This is a genomic window from Embleya sp. NPDC020886, from assembly GCF_044333915.1.
Taxonomy (GTDB): domain Bacteria; phylum Actinomycetota; class Actinomycetes; order Streptomycetales; family Streptomycetaceae; genus Embleya.
The window spans coordinates 683,163-705,749 of the sequence record NZ_JBIRRX010000004.1 but is presented as its reverse complement, the minus strand read 5'-3'; the positions used below and the strand labels follow the sequence as shown (position 1 = coordinate 705,749).

Sequence of the window (22,587 nt, the reverse complement as noted above, 5' to 3'; positions counted from 1 at the left end):
GCGGCGCGCCGACGACGCGTCCTCGCCACCGGGCCGACGCGAACCCGAACGCGGGGCCCGGGCACCGGACTCGCCTGGCTCCCCGACACCTTCGCGGGGCCCACCCACACCGGCACCGCCCCGCCCCCCGGCACCCGCCCGAGGCCGACCCGCCCCGGACTCGCCCCGCCCGTCGTCGCCCGCGCGCGGACGCGCGCCACGCGGCGCGGGCGGGTCGGCACGCGGGCGTCGCCCGTCCGGCGCACCCGAGCCGTCGGCCGGGCGCGGCCGGGCGGCCGGCCGGGGCCGGCGGTCCGAGGACGCGGCCGGGTCGGCGCCACGCTCCGGGCGGGCCCGGCCGGCCGAACGCGGCTCGTCGGGATCACGCGGATCACGGGGGTCACGGCGTCCGTCGGTCAACGCGAGGTCCCTTCACCTGAATTGGGCCGCACGCCACTCACGGCGACTCATACGTACAACGAGCGAACGAGCGGGCGGCGCCGTTCCCGGCCGCACCACGTCGCCCGATCCCGCCACCGGGCGACCGGCCGACCGGCGACGGCACCCGAACCCGAGCAACCGACGACACCACGCACACCGGACGGGAGATCATCCGACCACCCCGCCCACCGAACACACCACACCCGCGCCCGAGGCCCACCGACCGGCGGCCCCACCCGGACCCGGCCACCCGAAAACGCGCACCCCCCGGCGGTTCGACGCCGCCGCACCACCGCCGACCGCGGCCCGCACCTCGTCCGACATGGTCGAGGAAAGCCGGAAGGGCAAGGCCGCGCGCCCGGCACCGAGCCGACCCGTCGAGCCGGGTGGGCCGGTCGCCGGGGTGGGCGAACCGGGGTGCGGCGAACACCGTCAACGGGTCGCTTCCGGCGTCGTGGAGCCGGCCGAGGCGACCGGCGCCTCGGCGGCCGGCGCAGCCGACGCGGTGGCCTCGGGCGTGCCGGAGGCACCGGCCGAGGTCGGCCCGGCCGACACGGGTGCCCCCGGCCCACCACCGGCCGCCGGCGGCGGTGCGGGCGACGTGGGGGCCGCCGGCGACACCGGGGCAACCGGTGTCTCGGGCACCAGCGGCGGCTTGGACGTGGCCGGCTTCGGGACGCCGAGCACCCGTCCGGTCGCCGGATCGATGAACACCGGGCTGCCGCCCGGGACCAGGCCCAGTTCCTGGGCGCGTCGCGCGAGGTCGCCCGGTGCGGCCTTGGCGTCCAGCTCCCGCTGGAGCGCCTCCCGGTCGTCGGTGAGCTGGTCCTGGCGCTTTTGCAACCGGCCCAACTCGAACGAGCCCTGGTTGAGCGCGGTGTTGAGCAGCAGCAGGGACAGCAGGCCACCACCGAGCAGGCCGACCACGAGCACCACGAACGGGGTGCGCGTCGAACCCTTGGCCTGGTGTGCGGCCAGCCGGATCCGGGTCATCGTCCTTGCCGCGCCGCTCATCCCCGGCTCCCCCGTCCGCCGCCCCGATTCACAGGTCTTCCCGCACCCGTTCCGCCGCTCGCAGCCGCACCGAGGCCGCGCGCGGGTTGTCCGCGTTCTCCCGCTCGCTCGCCTTCTCCGAGCCGCGGGTGAGCAACTCCAGCCGGGGCTGCAGGTCCTCCGGGACCACCGGCAGGTCCGGCGGCGCCTTGCTGGTGGCGCCGGCCGCGAGCACCCGCTTGGTCATCCGGTCCTCCAGCGAGTGGTAGGACATCACCACGATCCGCCCGTGCAGCGCCAGCGCCCGCACCGCCGCAGGCAACGCGCGCTCCAGGACCGCGAGTTCGCCGTTGACCTCGATGCGCAGCGCCTGGAACGTGCGCTTGGACGGGTTGCCGCCGGTGCGCCGCGTGGCGGCCGGGATCGCGGTGCGCACGATGTCGACCAGCCGCGCGCTGTTGGTGAACGGCTCCTTCTCCCGCTCGCGCACGATCGCGTCGGCGACCCGGCGGGCGAACCGCTCCTCGCCGAAGTCGCGCAGGATCCGGGCCAGATCGCCGGCGGTGTAGCTGTTGAGGATGTCGGCCGCGGTGATGCCCACGGTCGGGTCCATCCGCATGTCCAGCGGCGCGTCCTGCGCGTAGGCGAAGCCGCGATCGGCCCGGTCCAGTTGCAGCGAGGAGACCCCGAGGTCGAACAGGATGCCGTCGATCCGCTCGATGCCCAGTCGGTCGAGCACCTGCGGCAGTTCGTCGTAGACCGCGTGCACCAGCGTGGCTCGTTCGCCGAAGCCCGCCAGCCGGGCGCCGGAGCGCTCCAGCGCCTCGGGGTCGCGGTCCAGGCCGATCAGCCGTGCCTGGGGGAAGGCCGTCAGCAGGGCTTCGCTGTGCCCGCCCATCCCCAGCGTCGCGTCCACCACGACCGCTCCGGGCGCGCGCAGCGCGGGGGCGAGCAGTTCGACGCACCGTTCCAGCAGGACCGGAATGTGGGCGGGCGCCGTCACGGCCCCTCCACCATCGTCGCGTTCACTCCGGGCCCTTCGTCGTGCGGAAACCCGCAGTCTAGAGGCTGGGTCGCGAGGTGCCGGGAGAACATGCCGCCAGGTCCCCGCCCGCTCGTCTGGGGAAGTGACCTCTGGCACCGGGGAAGGAGTGCCAGAAAGCTCGGAGCGGGTGGAGACCTCGCCGCAGGTGCGCCGCGGTCGAGATCGCGTTCGGGAGGGGTGCGGGAGAGTGCGCGGCACCGGGCGTCGCCGCCTCGGTCACAGCAGGCCGGGCAGCACCTCCTCGGACAGTTCGGCGAAGGACTGCTCCTGCTCCGCGAGGTAGTCGTGCCAGGTCTTCGCCGCCCACAGCTCGACCCGGGTGTTGGTTCCGATCACCACGCAGTCGCGGCTGTCCCGGTCGAGCCCGGCGTAGTCCCGCAGCGGTTGCGGCACCAGCACCCGCCCCTGCTTGTCCGGCACCGCGTCGGAGGCACCCGCGTAGAAGACGCGCGTGTAGTCCCGGGCGGCCTTCGAGGTCACCGGGGCGCGGCCCAATTGTTCGGCGATCCGGGTGAACTCCGCGATGGGCCACACATAGAGGCAGCGTTCCTGCCCCTTTGTGATCACAAGGCCCTCCGCCAGCTCGTCCCGGAACCGGGCCGGCAGGATCAGCCGGCCTTTTTCGTCCAACCGGGGCTCGTACGTGCCCAGGAACACCGAGCACCTCCGGCCGCCACGTGGAGCTTTTCAGCTCCATTTCCCGCCACTCTACTCCACCAAACCCCACGGTCAACCCTTTTCGGGCGCGTCACTCTGTTCCCATCCGTGATAAAAGCCCAGGTCAGAAGGGGTACGTCGGGAGAACCACCCGATTGCGCGCCCCCCGCGCGCCACTCCCCCACATCGGGCGCGGGTTTCCACCTCCGCAGCATTGGGCTCCCGGTACGAACCTCCCATTTCGGGATTGGCACTCATAGACCCGAAATGGTGACGAGACCCTCGACGCGCGGGCAGTGTGACTCCCCCCACGAGGCGAAAGACGGCCGGGATCGGTACGGTCCTGACCATGGTCGATCGTCTTGTCGCTGCCAACCGCCACTATGCGGAGAAGTACCGCGATCCCGGCATGTCCGCGATGCCGGTCCGACACACCGCAGTCGTCACCTGCATGGACGCCCGCCTGGACGTGCACGCGATGCTCGGACTCGAACTCGGTGACACGCACGTGATCCGCAACGCGGGCGGCGTGGTCACCGACGACGTGGTGCGTTCGCTGACCATCAGTCAGCGACACCTGGGCACCACACAGGTCGTGCTGATCCACCACACCCGGTGCGGCATGCTCACCGTGACCGAGGACTTCCGCCGCGAACTGGAGGCCGACACCGGTCTGCGCCCGCAGTGGGCGGTCGAGGCGTTCGTCGATCTCGACGGCGACGTGCGCCAGTCGATGAACCGGGTGCGCAGGTCACCGTTCCTGCTGCACAACAACACGGTGCGCGGGTTCGTATACGACGTCACCACCGGCCTGTTGCGCGAGGTTTTCCCCCTCCCGGACGTGCAACCGGAAGACGCTCCCGAACAGTCCTAGGGTCCGTCGCCCCGATCCTGCCGACCCGAATTCCGGCTCGGCGCGGCACTATCGAGGAGACCGTCCCGTCTCGGCCGAGCCATTTTCTGCCGACCGGATCGTCCCTGCGGCGCGTCGACTACCCTCCGGAGTCGCATCGTGCGTCGTCCGGGCCGGCCAACGGGGTGACGGCAGCGCACGCGACCGGGAGAATCGGCCTGTGGCCCTACCCAGGGCGTGCACAACGCGGTTCCAGGGAGGGGCACGGGTGTCGACGTTCAACGATCAGGCCGGTCTGGGGGATCTGACGGTCACCACCGATCGGATCCGCGGGGCCATGGAGACCGTGATCGAGGGCAAGCCCGAGGTCGTCCGCCTCGCCTTGACCGTATTGCTGGCCGAGGGCCACCTGCTCGTCGAGGACGTTCCGGGAGTCGGCAAGACGATGCTCGCGAAGGCCCTCGCGCGCTCGGTCGATTGCGAGATGCGCCGGGTGCAGTTCACCCCGGACCTGCTTCCCTCCGACATCACCGGAGTAAGCGTCTTCGACCAGGAGAAGCGCGAGTTCGAGTTCAAGCCCGGCGCGATCTTCGCGAACATCGTGGTCGGCGACGAGATCAACCGGGCCTCGCCCAAGACCCAGTCCGCGCTCCTGGAGTGCATGGCCGAGCGTCAGGTCACCGTCGACGGCACCACCTACGAACTGCAGGCGCCGTTCATGGTGATCGCGACGCAGAACCCGGTGGAGATGGAGGGAACGTATCCTCTCCCCGAGGCACAACGGGACCGGTTCATGGCCCGGGTCTCGATGGGCTACCCCGCGGCGGACGCCGAACTGCGGATGATCGGCGGCCACAGCGCCGGCTCGCCGCTGACCGACCTGAGCCCGGTGGCCGACGCCGAGGACCTGGTCCGACTCGCGGACACGGTGCGCCGGGTGCACGTGTCCCCGGCCGTCGCGCGCTACGCGGTCGACCTGGTCGACGCCACCCGCCGCTCCCCCGAACTGCGCCTGGGCGCCTCGCCGCGGGCGACCCTGCACCTGGTCCGCGCCTCCCGCGCGGCGGCGGCGCTGGACAACCGCGACTACGTGCTCCCGGACGACCTGCAGGCGCTGGCCGTCGCGGTGCTCGCACACCGGCTGCTGCCGACCGCCGACGCGCAGATGGCCCGGCGCACCCCCGAGCAGATCGTCGCCGACATCGTCCGCCAGGTCCCGGTCCCCGGCTCGCCGAACGGGCAGCTCCCGCCGGCCCAGGGTCGGATCGGCGCCCCGCAGACCGTGCAGGTCCCGCCCGCGCCGCCCGCGCACCTGCCCTACCCCGGTGGCGTCCCGCAGCACAACGGCGGCCGGCCGTACCCGACACAGGCACCCACCGCGCACCAGGGCTACGCGCCGGTGCCGTCCGACGGTCGCCTCGGCGGCACGGGCTCCGGGGCGGCGCGCTGACGTGCGTACCGCCCTGTCCGGCCTGACGACGCGGGGGCGGTCCTTCCTCGCGGCGGGGGTCGCCGCGAGCATCTGCGCGGTGATCCTGGGCCAACGCGACCTGTTGCGGGTCGGTTTCCTGCTCACCGCGCTGCCTCTGGTGTCGGTACTGATCGTCGCCCGCACCCGGCACCTGGTCACCAGTGCCCGGGCGCTGGAACCGCCCCGGGTGGCGGCCGGTCACGAGTCACAGGTACGGCTGCGCGTGGACAACGTCTCGCGCATCCCCACCGGCCTGCTGATGCTGGAGGACCACGTGCCCTACGTGCTCGGCTCGCGACCGCGGTTCGTGCTCGACCGGATCGAGCCGCACGGCAGTCGGCACGTGTCCTACCGGGTCCGCTCCGACCTGCGTGGGCGCTTCCCGGTCGGGCCGCTGCGGTTGCGGATGGCCGACCCGTTCGGGATGTGCGAACTGACCCGATCCTTCGCCGCGCGGGACACCCTGGTGGTCACCCCGGCGGTACAACCGCTGCCCGCAGTGGACCTGGGCGGCGAGTGGACCGGCTACGGCGACAGCCACGCCCGCAACGTGTCCGCGTCCGGCGAGGAGGACGTGGTCCCGCGCGAGTACCGGCACGGCGACGACGTGCGCCGGGTGCACTGGCGCTCCACCGCCCGCCGCGGCGAACTCATGGTGCGCCGCGAGGAACAGGCGTGGCAGAACCGGGCCACCGTGATGATCGACACGCGCGCGGGCGCGCACGTGGGCGAGGGACCGGCCTCGTCCTTCGAATGGGTCGTCTCGGCCGCCGCCTCGGTGGGCGTGCACCTGTGCCGTCGCGGCTACACCACCCGGCTGCTCGACGCCGAGGGCGACGCCCTGGCCGGGGACCTGGAGGGGATCCGGGCCGCGCCCGGCGACCTGGAGGGCTTCCTGCTGGACGCGCTGGCCGTGGTGGAGACCGTGCCGGTGGCCGCACTCGACCAGGCCGAGCCCGCACTGCGTGATCCCAACGGCGGCGGGCTGACCGTGGCCGTGCTCGGCGCGCTGACCGAGGACGACGTCAAGCGGCTCGGTCGGGCCCGGCACCGATCCGGCCGCGGCGTCGCGGTCGTCCTGGACGTGAGCACGTGGGGCCGGGTACCCGGCGCGTTGCCGCACGACAGCGCGGTGGCCCTGCTGCGTCAGGCCGGCTGGCGGGTGTTGTCCGCCCGGGCCGGTTCGCGGTTGTCCGAGCTGTGGCGCTCGGCCGGTCGGGTGGGCGACCCCGCCGCGGCCGGTTCGATGTCCTTCGCCGGCACCTCGCGGGCGAGTGCTCCCGTCGCGCCCGCGAGCGCCGGCAACCCCTCGCCCCCGCCGCCGCGCCCGCGCGCGGCGCCCACGGTCGGGGGCGGCACCGTCGATGGAGGGGGAAGGTCATGACCGGTCGGCTGCGCCTGGCCCTGGTCGCGGGACTCGCGACCGCGCTGACGTCGTCCTCGCTGCTCCCGCTGGTCGACGCGGGCGGCTGGATCGCCCAGGGTCTGGGCGCGATCCTCCTGGTCGCCCTGGTCGGCGAGGGGGCCCGACGCATCCGGGTGCCCCGCCCGATCGTGGGGTTGACCCAACTCGCCGCGCTGGTGCCCTATCTGCTGCTCGTCTGCGTGCCCGACGCCAGCGGCCCGATCCCCACCCCGAGCAGCATCGACGCGTTCGTGCAACTGCTGCGCGTGGGCGGGCAGGACATCCGCGAGTTCACCACGCCCGCGCCGGCCTCGCCCGGGATCATCGCGATCCTGCTGCTGGTGATGGGCGGCATGGCCGTACTCGTGGACCTGATCGCGGTCACCTACGCCCAGGCGGCCCCCGCGGGCCTGCCGTTGCTGGCCCTCTACAGCGTGCCGGCCGCGCTGTCCCGGTCCGGACTGGGCTGGGCGATCTTCCTGATCGCGGCGCTGGCCTACGTGCTGCTGCTGCTCGCGGAGGGCCGGGAACGGTTGTTGCGCTGGGGTCGCCCACTGACCCCGCCGACCCCGCCCGGCTATCCGGCGCCGCGCCAGTACCGCCCACCCGCGCGCGGCGGCGGCCGGATCGGCCTGACCGCGCTCGCGGTGGCGGTGGCCGTCCCGGCGCTGATCCCGCTCAGCGCCAACCGGCTGATCGACAAGACCGACAACGGACCGCAGTCGCACCGCCTGACCACGATCAACCCCGTGGTCAAGCTCTCCGACGAACTGAACCGCGCGGACAACGTCGAGCTGATGCGCTACCGCACCAACGCGGCCACCCCCGGCTCGATCTACCTGCGGATCTCCTCCCTGGACCGATTCGACGGCCGCACCTGGCAGCCCTCGGAACGGCAACTGACCGACGTGCCCAAGGACTTCCCCAAGCCCGCGGGACTGGACCCGGCGGTGCGCACCGCCGAGGTGACCACCCGGATCGAGGCCAACGACGGATATCGGCAGGGCTCGTTGCCGATGCCCTACCCGGCGTCGCAGGTCCAGGTGAAGGGCAGTTGGCGGTTCGAGCCCGAAGGTCGGCTGCTGCTCGGCGACAACAAGCAGGACACCCGGGGGCTGGGCTGGACGGTGACCAGCCTGGACGTCGAGCCGACCCCGGCCCAGCTCAAGGCCGCCGGGCCGCCGCCGCCCTCGCTCGCGCCGTACGTGTCGTTGCCGCTGCCGGCCGACATGGTGAACCGGATCCGTCAGCAGGCGCTCAAGATCGGCGGGAACGGCACCTCCTACGACCGGGCCCGCAACCTGGAGGAGTGGTTCGCCCGCTCCAACCAGTTCCGCTACGACACCAAGGTCCCGCAGGGCAACGGCGCCTCCGCGCTGGAGAACTTCCTGGAGCAGAAGGTCGGCTACTGCGAACAGTTCTCCTCGGCGATGGCGGTGATGGCCCGCACGCTGGGCATCCCGGCCCGGGTCGCGGTCGGCTTCATCCCCGGCACCCTGCAGACCGATCTGACCTACAAGGTCAGCAGCCACGACGCGCACGCGTGGCCGGAGCTGTACTTCGCCGGAGCGGGCTGGATCCGGTTCGAGCCGACCCCCTCGCGGGGCAACTCGCCCTCCTACGCCCAGCAGGACGTCGCGCCGGTCGCGCCGTCCGCGCCGCCGGGCAGCGCGGGCGAACTGCCCACGAAGCAGCCGCAGAGCTCGCAGAGCGCGACGCCGTCGGCGTCCGCGAGCACCGCGCCGGTCACCGCCGGCGGTTCCTCGGACGGGCCCTGGTTCTCCGGCCGGGCGCTGTTGATCGGCTCGGCGATCCTGTTGGTCGTACTGCTCGCGGCGGCGCCGATGTTGGCCCGGGGCCGGGTCAGGGGGCGTCGACTCGCCGCGCTGACCCGAAACGTGGCGGCGGACGGGGCGAACACCGAACCCGGTGATCGTGCCGGGCCGGTGCTCGGCGGCTGGGCCGAGGTGTTGGACACCGCCCGCGACCTGGGCCATCCGGCACCGGACGGGGAGACGCCGCGGCAGGCGGCGCAGCGGTTGTTGCTCGTGCTCGCCGAGCGATCCGCGGCGGCGGACGACGCCGCGAACCCCGAGTCCGCCGCGCTGCTCGCGGCCCGCGAGGCGCTGCCGCGCGTCGCACTGGCCACCGAGCGGTTGTTGTACGCGCAGACCCCGCCGACCCGGGAGGCCGGGCTGGGCGAGGATGTACGGGCGATCCGCAAGGGCCTGCTCGCACGGGCCGGGCGCGGCGCGCGACTGCGCGCCACGCTGCTCCCGTCGTCGCTGCGCCGCCGGGGTCGACCGAGCCTGGCCGAGCGCCGGTACACGTTCGTCGAGCGGTTCCGACCGCGCCGTCGCCGCGGCGACGGCCCCGGGCCCACCGTGAAGCCGGCCGACGTCGGCTGAGTACGGCGGGGCCGGGGTGCAGCGGCCGCCCGAAACCTACGAAAAACGCCGCCGGCGGTGACTCCCGAGGATCTCGGGAGTCACCGCCGGCGGCGTTTGCTGTGTGCGTAGCGAATCACCCGGGTGGGTCGATGGGTCTCGACCCCGGGTCCGCCCGTCGGCCGGGCGGCGGCGGGGTCTCCCCCGCCGCGTCGTCCGGATCACCCGAAGGGTCAGCCGCCGTTTTCCTCGCGCCGACGGCGCCAGCGGTCCTCGATGCGGTTCATCACCTTGGCCTTGCGCCGGCGCGGTGCGCGCCCGGGAGCGCCGCCGCCTTCGCCCGCGTTGGCCGTCGCGGGTCCCCGGCGCCAGCCGGTGACCGCGAGGAGCGCCCCACCGAGCATCGCCAGAAAGCCGATGACGCTCACCCAGATCTGTTGGACCATCATGCCGGTCATCAACAGGACGATGCCGAGCAGGAATCCGAGGATTGCCTGGACGGTGCGTCGCCGGGTGTGCCGGCGCATGCCGGCTGCTTCGAGCGCTGTCGCGAATTTGGGATCTTCGGCGTAGAGCGCTCGCTCCATCTGCTCAAGCATGCGCTGCTCGTGCTCTGAGAGCGGCACGGCGTCCTCCTTCGTCGGCCGCGACGCGACCTTGCGGCCCTTTCAGGATAGGCAGGTAATCGCTGTCGTGAAAGCCACCCTCGGCACGGGCTCGAAGCCTGCTCCAAGATGATGGGTCACCACATCGATCCCCGCCCCTGTCGACACTCCTGCCCTGTCCGGCGCACGCTCATGTCCCCCGGTCAGGGCTTCGATGATATGCGGCCGGAGCGGGTTCGCGCTGAGGGGCGGGGCCACGTGGGTCACAGCCGCGTACCGGTCGTGATCCGCGGGGTCGGACTCAGCGCCCGGAACGCCCGTGCGAGCCGGATCCGGGGGTGAGCAGCGTGGCCGAGGTCAGCGCCGCGTCGCCGAACCGGCCGCGCACCGCGTCGGCCGCGCGCTCCGCCTCGCGCCGGCCCAGGAGCCGTTCGCCGAGCGCCAGTTGGCGCGGGTAGGCGCCGCCGACCAGGCCCTCCACCCGGATGCCCACCAGCCGCAGTCGAGCCCGTTCCAGGCCCAGTGCGCCGTGCAGCAGGCAGGCCACGCCGTAGATCTCGTGGCCCACGTCGGTGGCCTCGCGCAGGGTCCTGGACCGGGTGATGGTGCTGAAGTCGGCGAATCGGATCTTGATCGTGACGGTCCGCCCGGCCGCCTTCGCCCGGCGCAGTCGGGTCGCGGTGCGGTGGGCGAGGTCGAGCAGGGTGCGGCGGATCACGTCCGGGTCGTCCACATCGGTGGGAAAAGTCTCCTCCGCGCCGATACTGCGTTCGGGTTCCCACGGGATCACCGGACGCCGGTCCCGGCCCCACGCGAGTTCGTGCAGTCCGCGACCCGCGGCCGGGCCGAGCGCGCGGCTCAGGGTCTCGACCGAGGTGTGCGCGACATCACCGATGGTGGTCAGGCCCAGATCGGTCAGCAGCGCGCCGGTGCGTTCGCCGACGCCCCACAGCCGGTCCACCGGGAGCGGGTGCAGGAAGTCCACCACCTCCTCGGGACGGATCACGCTCAGTCCGTCCGGCTTGGCCAGTGCGCCGGCCAGCTTGGCGGTGAACTTGTTGTCGGCGATGCCGACCGAACAGGTGATGCCCTGCTCGTCGAGGATCCGGGCGCGGATGTTCTCGCCGATCGCCGCCGGCGGGCCGAGTCGGCGGGTGACCCCGGCCAGGTCCAGGAACGCCTCGTCCAGGGACAGCGGCTCCACCCGCGGGGTGATCGAGCGGAGCACCTCCATCACGCCGCCGGAGACCAGCCCGTAGTCGTCGTGGTCCGGTGACAGGAACACCGCGTGCGGGGCGAGCCGGCGGGCCCGGGAGGTGGCCTGGCCGGCGTGTACGCCCAGCGCGCGCACGTCGTAGGTGGCGGAGAGCACCACCCCGCGCGGGCCCTGGCCGGCCACCACCAGCGGGGTGTCGCGCAGTTCGGGGTTGCGGCGGATCTCGACGGACGCGTAGAAGGCGTCCATGTCCACGTGCATGATCGCCGGCGGGGCGGATCGGGCGGTGCTCATCCGGCACCGCCCGTACCGAGGATGCGATCGGGGTGCGGGTCAGCCCGCCGGCTTGCTCGCCAACAGGTGCAGTTGGGTGGCCAGGGCGCGGTACTCCGGCTGTTCGGCCGCGGCGCGTTCCAGGTCCAGGAGCGCGTCGAACGAGGCCGGGTCGTCGACCAGGACGCCCGGGACCAGGTCGGCGAAGACCCGGATCGCGTGCACGGGGCCGGCCTCCAGGCCGGTTTTGGCGACCAGTTCGGTGAGGTCGGCGACGGTGAACCGGCGCGGCAGCGGATCGGCCGGGCCGTATCGGCCCTCGGGGTCGGCGAGCAGGTCGCGGGCCTGGTCGAAGTGTCCGGCCAGGGCGCGGGCCAGGACCGCGCCGGTGCGGTTGGCCGCGAGCAGGCTGAGCGTGCCGCCGGCGCGCAGGGCGCGGACGATGTGCGCGAGGTCGGCCGCGGGGTCGTCGACCACCTCCAGCACGCCGTGGCACAACACCACGTCGGCGGCGTCCGGTTCGACCACGTCGAACAGGCCGTGCGTGTCGCCCTGGTAGGCCCGGACCAGGTCGGTGACGCCGGCCTCGGCGGCCCGGCGTTCGAACGCGGCGAGCGCGTCCGGGCTGGGGTCGACGACGGTGACCCGGTGGCCGAGTCGGGCGATCGGCACGGCGAGGTTGCCGGTGCCGCCGCCGGCGTCGAGCACGTCCAGGACGCCGCGCCCGGCCGCCTCGACCCGTCGGTCCAACGCCTCGCGCAGCACCTGCCACACGACGGCCGTACGCATCGAGCTGCGCCTGCGCGTCTGGTCGGACACGGACACCCTCCTCCGGAACTGGTCGGGTTCCACCTTAGGGCGTTGTGGACGATCATCCCGCGCTCCCGGGGCTGGCGTGCCAGAGCTTGCGCGGGGGTTGCTTGCCGGGGCCGCCGGCCGGGCGCAGGTCGGCGTACGGGGAGACCTTGAAGCCGCTCGCGTGCACCAGGACCCGGCGGGCGGCGGGGGCGGGGGCGGTGGGGGTCGACGCGGCCATCAGTTCGTGTACGGCCGGGATGCCGCCGGTGCTCCAGGCGTCGTACAGGGCTCCCAGCTCCCAGCAGCCGGTGGCCCGCAGCGACACGCCGCGCGGGCCGGTGCGCCGCAACACGCCGCGCACGACGAGCAGCCAGGAGTGGAACAGGGTGGCCGCGTACGGGTCCTGGGCGTCCTCGAAGAAGGTGGTGTCCACCGGTCCGGTGGCGTCGTCCAGGGTCAGGAAGATCACCCGGCGGCCGGTGCGGATCGGCGGGGTCTGGGTGGCCACCTTGACGCCGGCCACGAGCAGTTCGGCGCGGTTGCGCCGGTTCAGCAGGTCGCGGGCGCGGGTGATGCCCAGGTCGGCCAGGAACGGCGCGTAGAAGTCGAGCACGTGTCGGTCGGCGTCCAGACCGAGGATGTCGAGTTCGGCGCGGACCCGCTCGACGGCGGTGAACTCGGGCAGCCCGGTGGCCGGCGGCGTGTCGGGGGCCAGCCCGAGATCGAGCTCGGCGCCGCCCCGATGCCGCCCGGCGCGGCCGAGCCGGTCCAGGTCGGCGAGGTGCAGCAGCAGGTCGCGGCGGGTGCTGGGGGCCGGGTGCACGGTGTCGAACGCGCCGACGGTGATCAGCCGTTCGGTGGTCGGGCGGGACGCGCCGGCGCGGGCCCTGAAGTCGACCAGGGACGTGTACGGGCGGTGCGCCAGCACGTGGGCGACCTCGTCGGCGCCGATGCCCTTGATCTCGGCGAGCGGGATCCGCAGACCGGGCGTGCCGTCGGCGGCGGGCTCGACCCGGTAGACGTCGTCCGAGCGGTTGACGTCGACGCCCAGGATCGGCACGCCGAATTGGCGGGCGTCGTCCAGGATCAGCCGTTTGGGGTACATCCCCGGGTCGTGGGTGAGCACGCCGGCCAGGAACGCGGCGGTGTGGTGCGCCTTGAGCCACGCGGACTGGTAGGTGGGCACCGCGAACGCGGCGGCGTGCGCCTTGCAGAAGCCGAACGACGCGAACGCCTCCAGCACCTCCCAGATCTTGTCGATCACGGGAGTGCGGTAGCCGTGGGCCGCGGCTCGCTCGTACAGCCAGTCGCGGACGATCGGTTTCCGCTCGTGGCTGCCCAGCGCGCGCCGGGCCGCGTCGCCGCGGGCGAGATCGCATCCGGTGGCGATGTGGATGATCCGGATCACCTGTTCGTGGAAGACCACCACGCCGCAGGTCTCGGCGAGCGCGTCCCGGAAGTCCTCGTGGATGTAGTACGGCTCGGCCCAGCCCTGGCGGGCCGCCAGGAACGGGGTGACCATGTCGCTCTTGACCGGGCCGGGTCGGAACAGCGAGATGTCCACGATGATGTCCTCGAACGTCTCCGGGGCGAACTTGCCGATCAGCTCGCGCTGACCGGGCGATTCGATCTGGAAACAGCCCAGGGTGCGCTTGGAGCGGATCAGCTCGAAGGTCGCGGGGTCGTCGTACGCGATCGTGTCCAGGTCGGGGGCGGTGCCCTCGACGCGTTCGATCTCGGCCACCGCGTGTGCCATCGCGGACTGCATGCGTACGCCGAGCACGTCGAGTTTGAGCAGCCCGAGGTGCTCGACGTCCTCCTTGTCGAACTGGCTCATCGGGAAGCCCTGCGCGGAGGTCTCGACGGGGGTGCGGTCCAGCAGGGTGGGGTTGGACAGCAGTACGCCGCACGGATGCAGGGCGAGGTGTCGGGGCAGTCCGTCCAGGCGCGCGGCGAGGGCGAACAGGCCGTCCAGGCCGCCGTCCCGGGCGATTCGGCTGCCGCGCAGCTCGGGCAGGTCGCGGCGGGCCGCGGCGAGGTCGCGGGCGCGGATGTGCGGGAACGCCTTGGCCAGTTCGTCGATCTCGCCGGCGGCCAGGCCGAGCGCGGCGCCGACGTCGCGGATGGCGTGGCGGGCGCGGTAGGTCTCGGCCATCGACACACACGCGCAGCGCTCGGGGCCGAAGACCTCCATGATCCGCCGGTAGACGTCGGTGCGGCGGGCGGATTCGACGTCGACGTCGATGTCGGGCAGCGCGGCGCGTCGGTCCGAGACGAATCGCTCCATCAGCAGGCCGTGCCGCAGCGGGTCCACCCCGGAGATGCCGAGCAGGTGGTTGACCAGGCTGCCCGCGCCGGAGCCGCGGGCCGCGCAGCGCACACCCATCTCCCGGATCAGGTCGACCACGCCGGCCACGGTCAGGAAGTAGGACGGCAGGCCGAGTCGGCCGATCAGCGCGAGTTCGTCGTCCAGGCGGGTGCGCGCCTCGGTGGTGGGGGCGATGCCGCGCAGGCCCAGGCCCGCCTCGCAGCGGGCGCGCAGTTCGGCGGCGGCCCGGCTCGCGGGCACGCCGAGCACCTCCGGTTCGGGGTAGAACACGCTGCCGATGCCGAGGTCCTCGGCCGGGTCCAGGACCAGGTCGTCGGCGAGGGCGCGGGTGGCGTCGAGCAGTGCGGCGGCGGTGCCGCGGCCGGCCAGGCAGGTGATCTCGGCGGCGACGGCGACCATGTCGAGGGTGGGCTTGAGGTATTCCTCGGAGCCGGTGCGGCTCAGGTGGTGTCGGCCGAGCGGGACCAGTCGGCGGGCCGCGTCGAGCACGTCGGCGACCACGGCGTCCTCGCGGTCGGCGTAGCGCACCGCGTTGGTGAGCACGGCGGGTACCCGGTGGGTGTCGGCCAGGAGTGCCATCCGGGCCGCGTGGGCGGCCGAGCGGGCCCGGCCGAGCGGCGCCAGATGGCACACCAGTTCGACGAAGAGGGCGTCCTCGGCCAGCGCGGTCCGGGCCCGGGCGAGCAGCCGCTCGGCGCGCGCGGGCCGGTCGGCGGCGACCGCCCGGCCGATCTCCGAGTCGGGTCCGACCAGTACCACCACGGCGCCGTCGGTGGCGGCGAGCGCGTCCCACGTGGTCACCGGGTCGGCCCGGTCGCGCCGATGCGCGTCGCTGATCAACCGGCACAGCGCGCCCCAACCGGCCTTGCCCCGGGCCAGCACGGTGACCCGGGGGTGCCCGGCGTCGGTGAACGCGCCGCCGCGCGCCGGGGTGCGCCGACGCCGGCCCGGCTCGGCGGCGGCCGGTTCGATCGGCAGCACCGCCAGCTCGGCGCCCAGGATCGGCCGGATGCCCGCCGCGACGCACCCGCGCGCGAACGCGACGGCGCCGTAGACCCCGTCCCGATCGGTCAGTGCGAGCGTGTCCAGGCCGTGTTCGACCGCACGCTCGATCAGCGTGCGCGGATGCGCGACGCCGTAGCGCATCGAATGCCCGGACGCGACGTGCAGGTGCGCGAACGGGCGGTTCGGTCGGCTGGGTCGGTTCATCCGGTGCGTTCAATCGATAGGAGGGGGTGGGGCCGGGATCGGGGGCAGTGCGAGCAGGCGCACCACCAGGCGGAAGAAGGTCTCCACGTCGCGGATCAGGTCGTCCGCCTCGCGGCCGGTGACCGCGCCGGGCAGTCCGGCCTCGGCCGCGGCACGCTTGCGGGCGCCGGCGGCGAAGAAGGCCGCCCACTCGGTCAGCTCGGGCGCCACCTTCGGCAGCAGCTCCCAGGCACTGCGCGGGGCCCGCCGACGGCGGCCCGCCCGCTCGTCGTCGGCCTGCGCCCGGGCGGCGAGCACGGCCGCCGCCACCCGCAGCGCGGCCAGATGGGCGGTGGCGTACCGCTCCGCGGCGTCGCGGTCGACGGCGGCCTCGGTGAGCCCGCGCCGGGCCTGGGTCAGCAGGTCCAGCGCGCCGCGCGGGGCGGACGACCAGCGCACGGGCGCCCGTCGGATCGGCGGCGGCTCGGGTATGTGGGCGGACTGGTTCCAACTCGCGCTCGGGCTCGCACTCGCGCTCACCCGGTCACCTCCTCAATCGGCGGTCCGCGCCAGCGTCCAGGTCCCGGCGCCGGCGTCCAGGCTGAGGTCGTACACACCCAACGGCGCGCTGCGGCCGGCCCCGGCCTCCACGCGCCACACCTCGCGCTCCCCCGTCGCCACGACGGCGGTCCGCGAGCGCGCGTGTTGCCACCACTCGCCGGTCTCCACCCAGTGGCCGAGCACCTCCCGGACCACGTAGAGCCGGTCGTGCCACAGGAACCGCGCGGGGTCCCCACCGCTGCGCAGCACCTCTACCGGGTCGGTGTGCAGACGCGTCATCCAGCTCCTCCTCCGCCGAGGCCGGGAGCCGCGATGCGCTTCCCCACGCACCGCCGCCCCAGGCTGCCCATCCGCTTGCCCCGTGCCGTTCGAGTCGAACTCTTCATCGAACAAAAGTTCGATCTCGTTTGCCAGTAAAGCTCGCTCCCCCACCCACGTCAACGTCATTGCCGCAGCTCCGGGCGAACCGTCGTGTTCGAGTGATGTTCGAGCATGTTCGAGTGCACCGAATCACCCGTCGAGAGCGGGTTGCTCCCTTGCGTTCCACCGTGACAGGCGACACCGACACCGCACCGACACCCGCACCGAGCACCCGACCGACGTGCCACCCTTGACCGGGTGCGCCCACGTCTGCCCTCACCACTGCACGAGCTGTGCGATCCCCGATTGACCGCCCAGGGCCTACGCCTCGCGCTCAAACGGGACGACCTGATCCACCCCGAGGTGCCGGGCAACAAGTGGCGCAAGCTGAAGTACAACCTCACGGCGGCCCGCGAGCAGGGGCAGCGGACGTTGTTGACCTTCGGCGGCGCGTACTCCAACCATCTGCGGGCCACCGCTGCGGCCGGCCACGCGCTCGGGCTGGCCACGGTCGGCGTGGTGCGCGGCGAGGAACTCGCCGACCGCCCGCTCAACCCCTCGCTCGCCTTCGCCGTCGAACACGGCATGCGGCTGGTGTTCGTGGACCGGGCGACCTACCGGGCCAAGCACACACCGCAGGTGCTCGATCGGCTGCTCGCCGTGCACGGGCCCGCGTACCTGCTCCCGGAGGGCGGCAGCAACGAGGCCGCCGTGCGCGGTTGCGCGGAACTGCCCGCCGAGCTCGGCGACGACTTCGACGTGGTCTGCGTCGCGGTGGGCACCGGCGGCACCCTCGCCGGCATCGCGGCGGGCCTGCCGCCGGGGCGGCGAGCGATCGGCTTCGCGGCGCTCAAGGGCGGCTTCCTCGCCGCCGAGGTGGCCGAGCTCCAGCGGCGCACCCGCGGCGCACCGACCGACAACTGGCACGTGGAGCACGACTTCCACCACGGCGGCTACGCCCGCAGCGGCCCGGAGCTGGACACGTTCCTCGCCGACTTCGCGGCCCGGCACGACTTCGCGCCCGAACCGATCTACGTCGGGAAGATGTTGTTCGGCCTGTTCGCCCTCGCCGAGCGCGGCGCGTTCACCCCGGGCACTCGGCTGATCGCGGTGATCACCGGCTGATCCGGGACCTCGGCGGCCCCGGCACGAAGGCACCGGCTCCGCCTCCCCAGGCGAAGCCGGCCCCCGGACGACCCGCCGCCCCCCGGCCGGCCGATCGTCCCATCGGGACCGGCGCCCCCACGCCGATCCCGATGTCGTCGCGCCCCGCCGTTCCCCCGAACGGCGCTCCCCCGAGGCTTCCGTGGGCGCTTTCCCCGTGCCGACCACTCTGCCGGTCGGCGCCGGGGCCGGACATCCGTACGGATACTCAGAAGCGGGCCCGGGAATCGCCGTCCGTATCCGGGTTGATCACGATTTCCGACCCCGTCGCACACGCCGAAAAGAAATCTTCCTCGCGCGTACAACCCTCTGCGCGGGTCGCGAGTCTTACCAATCGTGACCCGCTGGGGGGTGGGCCCGTGGACCGTGGGGAGCGGTCGCGGGAAGGTGCGGGGGATCAGGCCCGGGGGGCGGGCCTGATCCCCCGCACCTGCATATACGCTGTGCCACCGTGGCTCGCATCGTGGTGGTCGGCGCAGGTATGGGTGGATTGGCGGTAGCCGCTCGGCTGGCCACGCTTCGGCACGAGGTGACGATCTGCGAACGGTCCTCGACGACCGGCGGGGCGTCCGGGTCGATCGTCCGGGACGGCTTCACCTTCACCACCGGCCCCGGGCTGCTCACGCTGCCGGCCGTCTACCGTGACCTGTTCCTCAAGACCGGCGCCGCGATCGAGGACGTCGTGGACCTGGTCCCGATCGCCACCGCCACCCGGGAGTCCTTCGCCGCCGCGCACGGACCGCGCACCGTCGTCGACATCCCCAACGCGTCCCGATCCGGGACGCACGACGCGTTCGAGTCGGGCTTCGGGCCCGGTGCGGGCGACGACTGGCAGCGGCTGCTGCACCGGGCCGGCGAGATGTGGGGCGTCACCCGCAAGAGCCACTTCGAGGCGCCGCTGCTGGCCGACCCGGCCGGGCCGGCCGAGCGGCTGCGCAGCGCGGGCGGGCGGGCCGACCTGCGCACCACCGCGCCCTGGCGCTCGCTGCGCTCGCTCGGCCGGAGCGGGCTGGGCGACCCCCGGCTGCGCGCCCACCTCGAACGTTTCGCCGCCGAGGCGGGCTGCCACCCCGGCAAGGCGCCCGCGACGCTGGCCACGCTGCCGTACCTGGAGGAGACCTTCGGGGTGTGGTGGGTGCGCGGTGGCCTGCACCGGATGACCGAGGCGCTGCACGCGCGCTGTGTGCAGCGGAAGGTGCAGGTACGTACCGACACCGAGGTGACCACGATCGAGCGCGCGGGCGGCCGGGTGTCCGGCGTGCTGCTCGCCGACGGCGGCCGGCTGGACGCCGACATCGTGATCACCGACCTGCCCGTCGATCCCGGGACCGCCGGGCTGCTGCCGGGCTCGAAGACTCCCGGGGCGGGCCGGGTGCCCGCCTCCTCGGCGGTGCTCGAACTGCATCTCGCGCTGCGCGGTCGCGCTCCCGAGACGCCGCACCGCAGCTACCTGTTCGCGGACGACCCCGAGCGCGAGCCGGACCTGCTGTTCGCCGACCGCGCGACGCCGCCGGCGGATCCCACGCTGTGCGTGCTGGCTCCCGACGACGAGACGCTGGCCCCCGAGGGGCACAGCGCGTGGACGGTACGACTGCGCGTGCCCCGGCAGGGCCCGGTGGACTGGGAGTCGGCCGCCGTCCGGGACGACTGCGCGGCGAACGTGCTCGACCTGATGGCCCGGCGCGGCCTGGACGTACGCGACCGGGTGTTGTGGTCGGTGCTGCGCACCCCCGCCGACCTGGCCCGGCACACCGGCGCTCCGGGCGGCGAGGTGCCGGGCGCGGGTGCCGACGGTTGGCGGGCCGCGCCGCGTCGGGTGCCGAACCGGTCGGCCGTACCGGGCCTGTTCTCGGTCGGCGCGAGTGCCCACCCGGGCGGCGGCCTGACCCGGGTCGGCATGTCCGCCGCACTGGTGGCGGAGCTGATCGGGCGCGCCTAGGACGGCCGGCGGGCCGGAGGGGGCTCAGCGGGCCTTGGCTCGGCGGCCCTTCGGACGGCGGCCGCTGATCGTCCAGCCGTGGTGGTACGCCTTGCGTACGTAGCGCGTGGTCAGGAACTGGCCGACGGCGAAGCAGAACACGCCGATGCCGATCAGCACCGGGTTCTTGATCCCCACGCCCGCGGCCACCCCGACGAAGCCGACGAAGGCGAGCACGCGGTAGCGAAACGGCGCGCCGTGTTGCCACAACACCTCGGTCAGCAACCACAGCCCGATCGGCACGAACAGGACGTAGAGCACCACCAGGCCGATCTGCACGGTCGCGATCCCTTCGTTACCGGCGCGTTGCCTCACCCTAGAGGGTGAACCGGCCGGCGGGGGCGAACCGGATCAGCCGGCTTGGCCCGATCCCTGGCCCGGGGTCACGCCCGAGGCCGCGCCCGAGCCGTCGCCCGACCCCGTGCCCGATCCTTCGTGCAGTCCGAGGTTCTGGTAGATCTCGGTGGTCGCCGTGGACCGGTTCAAGGTGATGAAGTGCAACCCCGGCGCACCTTCGGCGAGCAGCCGCTCGGACATCCGGGTCGCGAACTCCACCCCGACCGCCCGCACCGCCGCCCGGTCGTCGGCGACCGCCGCGACCGCCTCCGCCAGGTCGGTCGGCACCGAGCAGCCGCTCAGCTCGTCCGCCCGCACCAGCGTGGTCGGGCTGGTGACCGGCATCACCTCGGGAATGATCGGGATGTCGCAGCCGGCCGCCGCGACCCGGTCGCGCAGTCGCAGGTAGTCCTCGACCCGGAAGAACATCTGGGTGATCGCGTAGTCGGCACCCGCGCGGCACTTGGCCACGAAGTGCCGCACGTCCTCGTCCCAGCTCGTCGAGCGCGGGTGCATCTCCGGGAACGCGGCGACGCCCACGCAGAAGTCGCCGGACGCGCGCAGCAGTTCGACCAGTTCGATCGCGTAGGTGAAGCCGTCCGGGTGGGCCACCCACTCGCCCTTGACGTCGCCCGGCGGGTCGCCGCGCAGCGCGAGCACGTTGCGCACACCCGCGTCGGCGTACTGGCCGATGATGTTGCGCAGCTCGGCGCGCGAATGGCCGACCGCGGTCAGGTGCCCCACCGGGGTGAGCGTGGTCTCGGTGGCGATCCGCTCGGTGGTGTCCACGGTCAGGCCCCGGCTGGACCCGCCCGCGCCGTAGGTGACCGAGACGAAGGTCGGCGCCAGTGCCTCGACCCGACGGATGGCGTCCCACAGGGTGCGGGTGCCCTGCTCCGTCCTGGGTGGCATGAACTCGAACGAGAAGGACCGGGTGCCGTTCGCGAGCAGATCGCGAATGGCCGGGGTTCGACTGATGCGAGTGGATGCGGCACCGAGAGACATGCACGCAGGTTATCGGGCGGTCGGGCCCGCGAGAACGGCTTCCCACAGGGCGAGACGACCGGACTGCTCCGGATGGCCGGGCCCACCGGGAGTTAGGCTTCCCCCTATTCCCTCATCGTTTCATCGCCCTCGACGGAAGACTCCATGGCTGCCGATTCCTTCCCCGTACACCCCCTGGACCGGGACGGGCTGCGGCAGCGCGTCAATGCCGCGCTCGGCGAGTTCATGGACCGTCAGGCCGAGGTGCTCGCCGCGGTGGGCCGAGGCATGGTCCCGGTCACCGAGGCGCTGACCGACTTCGTGCTCGACGGCGGCAAGCGGCTGCGGCCCGGCTTCTGTTATTGGGGGTGGCGCGGCATCGCGGGTCCGGCGGCCCCGGACGAGGCGATCGTGCGCGCGGCCACCGCGTTGGAGTTGCTCCAGGCCAGCGCGCTGATCCACGACGACCTGATGGACAGCAGCGACACCCGCCGGGGCAAGCCCGCCGTGCACCGGCGGTTCGAGGGCCTGCACGGCGCGAGCGGCTGGGTCGGCTCGGGCGAGTCGTTCGGCTCCGCCGCGGCGATCCTGCTCGGCGACCTGTGTCTGTCCTGGTGTGACGAGATGTTCGGCGCGAGCGGGGTGGACGACCGGGCGCTGCGGGCGGCCAAGCCGTTGTTCGACGTGATGCGCACCGAGGTGATGGCGGGGCAGTACCTCGACGTGCTGGAGCAGGCGATGGGCGGTGGCTCGGTCGAGCGCTCACGGCGCGTGATGCGGTTCAAGTCCGCCAAGTACACGATCGAGCGGCCCCTGCACGTGGGTGCCGCGCTGGCCGGCGCCGACGAGGCCGCCCTGGCCGCCTACTCCGCGTACGGGCTGCCGCTCGGTGAGGCGTTCCAACTGCGGGACGACGTGCTCGGCGTCTTCGGCGATCCCGACCGGACCGGCAAGCCCGCCGGGGACGACCTGCGGGAGGGCAAGCGCACCGTGCTGCTCGCGCTCGCCGGCGAGCGCGCCTCCCGCGCCCAGGCCGAGGTGCTGGACACGCTGATCGGGGATCCGGGACTGAGCGACATCGGCGTCAAGGAACTGCGCGTGGTGATCGAGGACACCGGTGCCCTCGCCGACGTGGAGACGATGATCACCGAGCTGACCGAGCGGGCCCTCGCCGCGCTGGCCGTCGCGCCGATCGCCGAGGACGCGCGCGAAGTCCTGCGCGAGTTGGCCGACGCCGCCACCGTGCGCAGCGTCTAGGCCGGTTCCTTCGGGCGGGCGGGCGACGGCGAACGGGGTGCCGGGCGGCGCGGACCGGGGCCGCGCGGACTCGGCCGCCGCACCCCGGTCGGGGTGTGGGTCGTGCGTCGGGTCGGCGTGCAGCGCCTGCGGCGGGTTGCGGCCGACCAGGTAGATCCCGCCGATCATCGCGGCCAACACCAGCAGCGGGAACAGCAGCGCGCCCCCACCGTCCGATGCCGGGCCCGCGCGCCCGGGGCGGGCCGGGGGTCGGGCCGCGACGAGCCGGGGGCCGGGGATCGGCGGCTCCGGCGTGGGGTGCGGCGGC

General features: G+C 73.5%; 18 protein-coding genes. 7 read left to right on the top strand and 11 right to left on the bottom strand.

The features are described 5' to 3' along the window. Positions 1 to 852: 852 nt before the first annotated feature. The 3 genes from ACH4U8_RS18115 to mraZ all read right to left on the bottom strand — a co-directional run bounded on the left by ACH4U8_RS18115 (position 853) and on the right by mraZ (position 3,115). Positions 853 to 1,434 carry a hypothetical protein gene (locus ACH4U8_RS18115; RefSeq protein WP_360305054.1) on the bottom strand — a complete coding sequence of 194 codons (582 nt, stop codon included), beginning with the start codon at positions 1,432 to 1,434 and terminating at the stop codon, positions 853 to 855. Between the two features lie 28 nt (positions 1,435 to 1,462). After that, positions 1,463 to 2,416: a 16S rRNA (cytosine(1402)-N(4))-methyltransferase RsmH gene (gene rsmH, locus ACH4U8_RS18110; RefSeq protein ID WP_360305052.1), complete on the bottom strand. Its 954-nt coding sequence runs from the start codon at positions 2,414 to 2,416 to the stop codon at positions 1,463 to 1,465. A 258-nt stretch (positions 2,417 to 2,674) separates the two neighbouring features. Continuing rightward, positions 2,675 to 3,115: a division/cell wall cluster transcriptional repressor MraZ gene (gene mraZ, locus ACH4U8_RS18105; RefSeq protein WP_360305050.1), complete on the bottom strand. Its 441-nt coding sequence runs from the start codon at positions 3,113 to 3,115 to the stop codon at positions 2,675 to 2,677. 349 nt (positions 3,116 to 3,464) lie between these two features. Between mraZ and ACH4U8_RS18100 the strand changes: the two genes are divergently transcribed. From ACH4U8_RS18100 to ACH4U8_RS18085, 4 genes are all read left to right on the top strand, one after another. Next, positions 3,465 to 3,989, top strand: a complete 525-nt coding sequence (locus ACH4U8_RS18100) for a carbonic anhydrase (RefSeq protein WP_360305048.1) — start codon at positions 3,465 to 3,467, stop codon at positions 3,987 to 3,989. A 247-nt stretch (positions 3,990 to 4,236) separates the two neighbouring features. Further along, on the top strand, positions 4,237 to 5,418 hold the full coding sequence (locus tag ACH4U8_RS18095; protein WP_360305046.1) for an AAA family ATPase: 1,182 nt from the start codon (positions 4,237 to 4,239) through the stop codon (positions 5,416 to 5,418). A gap of 1 nt (position 5,419) precedes the next feature. Then, positions 5,420 to 6,823: a DUF58 domain-containing protein gene (locus tag ACH4U8_RS18090; RefSeq protein ID WP_395778738.1), complete on the top strand. Its 1,404-nt coding sequence runs from the start codon at positions 5,420 to 5,422 to the stop codon at positions 6,821 to 6,823. Further along, complete coding sequence (locus tag ACH4U8_RS18085) at positions 6,820 to 9,252, top strand: transglutaminaseTgpA domain-containing protein (protein WP_395778736.1); 2,433 nt, start codon at positions 6,820 to 6,822, stop codon at positions 9,250 to 9,252. The genes ACH4U8_RS18090 and ACH4U8_RS18085 overlap by 4 nt, the downstream gene beginning before the upstream one ends. A gap of 212 nt (positions 9,253 to 9,464) precedes the next feature. Here the strand turns inward: ACH4U8_RS18085 and ACH4U8_RS18080 are convergent, their stop codons facing one another. The 6 genes from ACH4U8_RS18080 to ACH4U8_RS18055 form a co-directional block, all read right to left on the bottom strand. Then, the gene (locus ACH4U8_RS18080; RefSeq protein ID WP_026218737.1) at positions 9,465 to 9,857 is read right to left on the bottom strand and encodes a DUF3040 domain-containing protein; all 393 of its coding nucleotides are present in this window, start codon (positions 9,855 to 9,857) and stop codon (positions 9,465 to 9,467) included. Positions 9,858 to 10,137: 280 nt separating this feature from the next. After that, the gene (dinB, locus tag ACH4U8_RS18075; RefSeq protein ID WP_395778734.1) at positions 10,138 to 11,346 is read right to left on the bottom strand and encodes a DNA polymerase IV; all 1,209 of its coding nucleotides are present in this window, start codon (positions 11,344 to 11,346) and stop codon (positions 10,138 to 10,140) included. A gap of 39 nt (positions 11,347 to 11,385) precedes the next feature. Next, positions 11,386 to 12,144 (bottom strand): methyltransferase domain-containing protein, encoded by a 759-nt coding sequence (locus ACH4U8_RS18070; RefSeq protein ID WP_360305038.1) that lies wholly within the window; start codon positions 12,142 to 12,144, stop codon positions 11,386 to 11,388. 52 nt (positions 12,145 to 12,196) lie between these two features. Beyond that, positions 12,197 to 15,661, bottom strand: a complete 3,465-nt coding sequence (locus ACH4U8_RS18065; protein ID WP_395778732.1) for a DNA polymerase III subunit alpha — start codon at positions 15,659 to 15,661, stop codon at positions 12,197 to 12,199. Between the two features lie 9 nt (positions 15,662 to 15,670). Further along, entirely contained in the window at positions 15,671 to 16,180 is a 510-nt protein-coding gene (locus ACH4U8_RS18060; RefSeq protein ID WP_379992149.1) for an SAV_6107 family HEPN domain-containing protein, read from the bottom strand. Positions 16,181 to 16,192: 12 nt separating this feature from the next. After that, on the bottom strand, positions 16,193 to 16,480 hold the full coding sequence (locus tag ACH4U8_RS18055; protein ID WP_355534641.1) for a DUF6504 family protein: 288 nt from the start codon (positions 16,478 to 16,480) through the stop codon (positions 16,193 to 16,195). A gap of 339 nt (positions 16,481 to 16,819) precedes the next feature. Here ACH4U8_RS18055 and ACH4U8_RS18050 point away from each other — a divergent pair, with 339 nt between their 5' ends. Together ACH4U8_RS18050 and ACH4U8_RS18045 are read left to right on the top strand one after the other, a co-directional pair. Continuing rightward, on the top strand, positions 16,820 to 17,686 hold the full coding sequence (locus ACH4U8_RS18050; protein WP_395778730.1) for a 1-aminocyclopropane-1-carboxylate deaminase/D-cysteine desulfhydrase: 867 nt from the start codon (positions 16,820 to 16,822) through the stop codon (positions 17,684 to 17,686). Between the two features lie 490 nt (positions 17,687 to 18,176). After that, the gene (locus ACH4U8_RS18045) at positions 18,177 to 19,664 is read left to right on the top strand and encodes a phytoene desaturase family protein (RefSeq protein ID WP_395778728.1); all 1,488 of its coding nucleotides are present in this window, start codon (positions 18,177 to 18,179) and stop codon (positions 19,662 to 19,664) included. Between the two features lie 24 nt (positions 19,665 to 19,688). Here ACH4U8_RS18045 and ACH4U8_RS18040 read toward each other — a convergent pair whose 3' ends face one another. Together ACH4U8_RS18040 and metF are read right to left on the bottom strand one after the other, a co-directional pair. After that, positions 19,689 to 19,982, bottom strand: coding sequence for a hypothetical protein (locus tag ACH4U8_RS18040; RefSeq protein WP_360305030.1), 294 nt, complete (start codon positions 19,980 to 19,982; stop codon positions 19,689 to 19,691). A 72-nt stretch (positions 19,983 to 20,054) separates the two neighbouring features. Further along, entirely contained in the window at positions 20,055 to 21,044 is a 990-nt protein-coding gene (gene metF, locus ACH4U8_RS18035) for a methylenetetrahydrofolate reductase [NAD(P)H] (protein ID WP_395778726.1), read from the bottom strand. 144 nt (positions 21,045 to 21,188) lie between these two features. On the opposite strand from metF, the gene ACH4U8_RS18030 reads away from it, so the two are divergent. Continuing rightward, positions 21,189 to 22,280, top strand: a complete 1,092-nt coding sequence (locus ACH4U8_RS18030) for a polyprenyl synthetase family protein (RefSeq protein ID WP_360305026.1) — start codon at positions 21,189 to 21,191, stop codon at positions 22,278 to 22,280. Positions 22,281 to 22,587 lie beyond the last annotated feature (307 nt).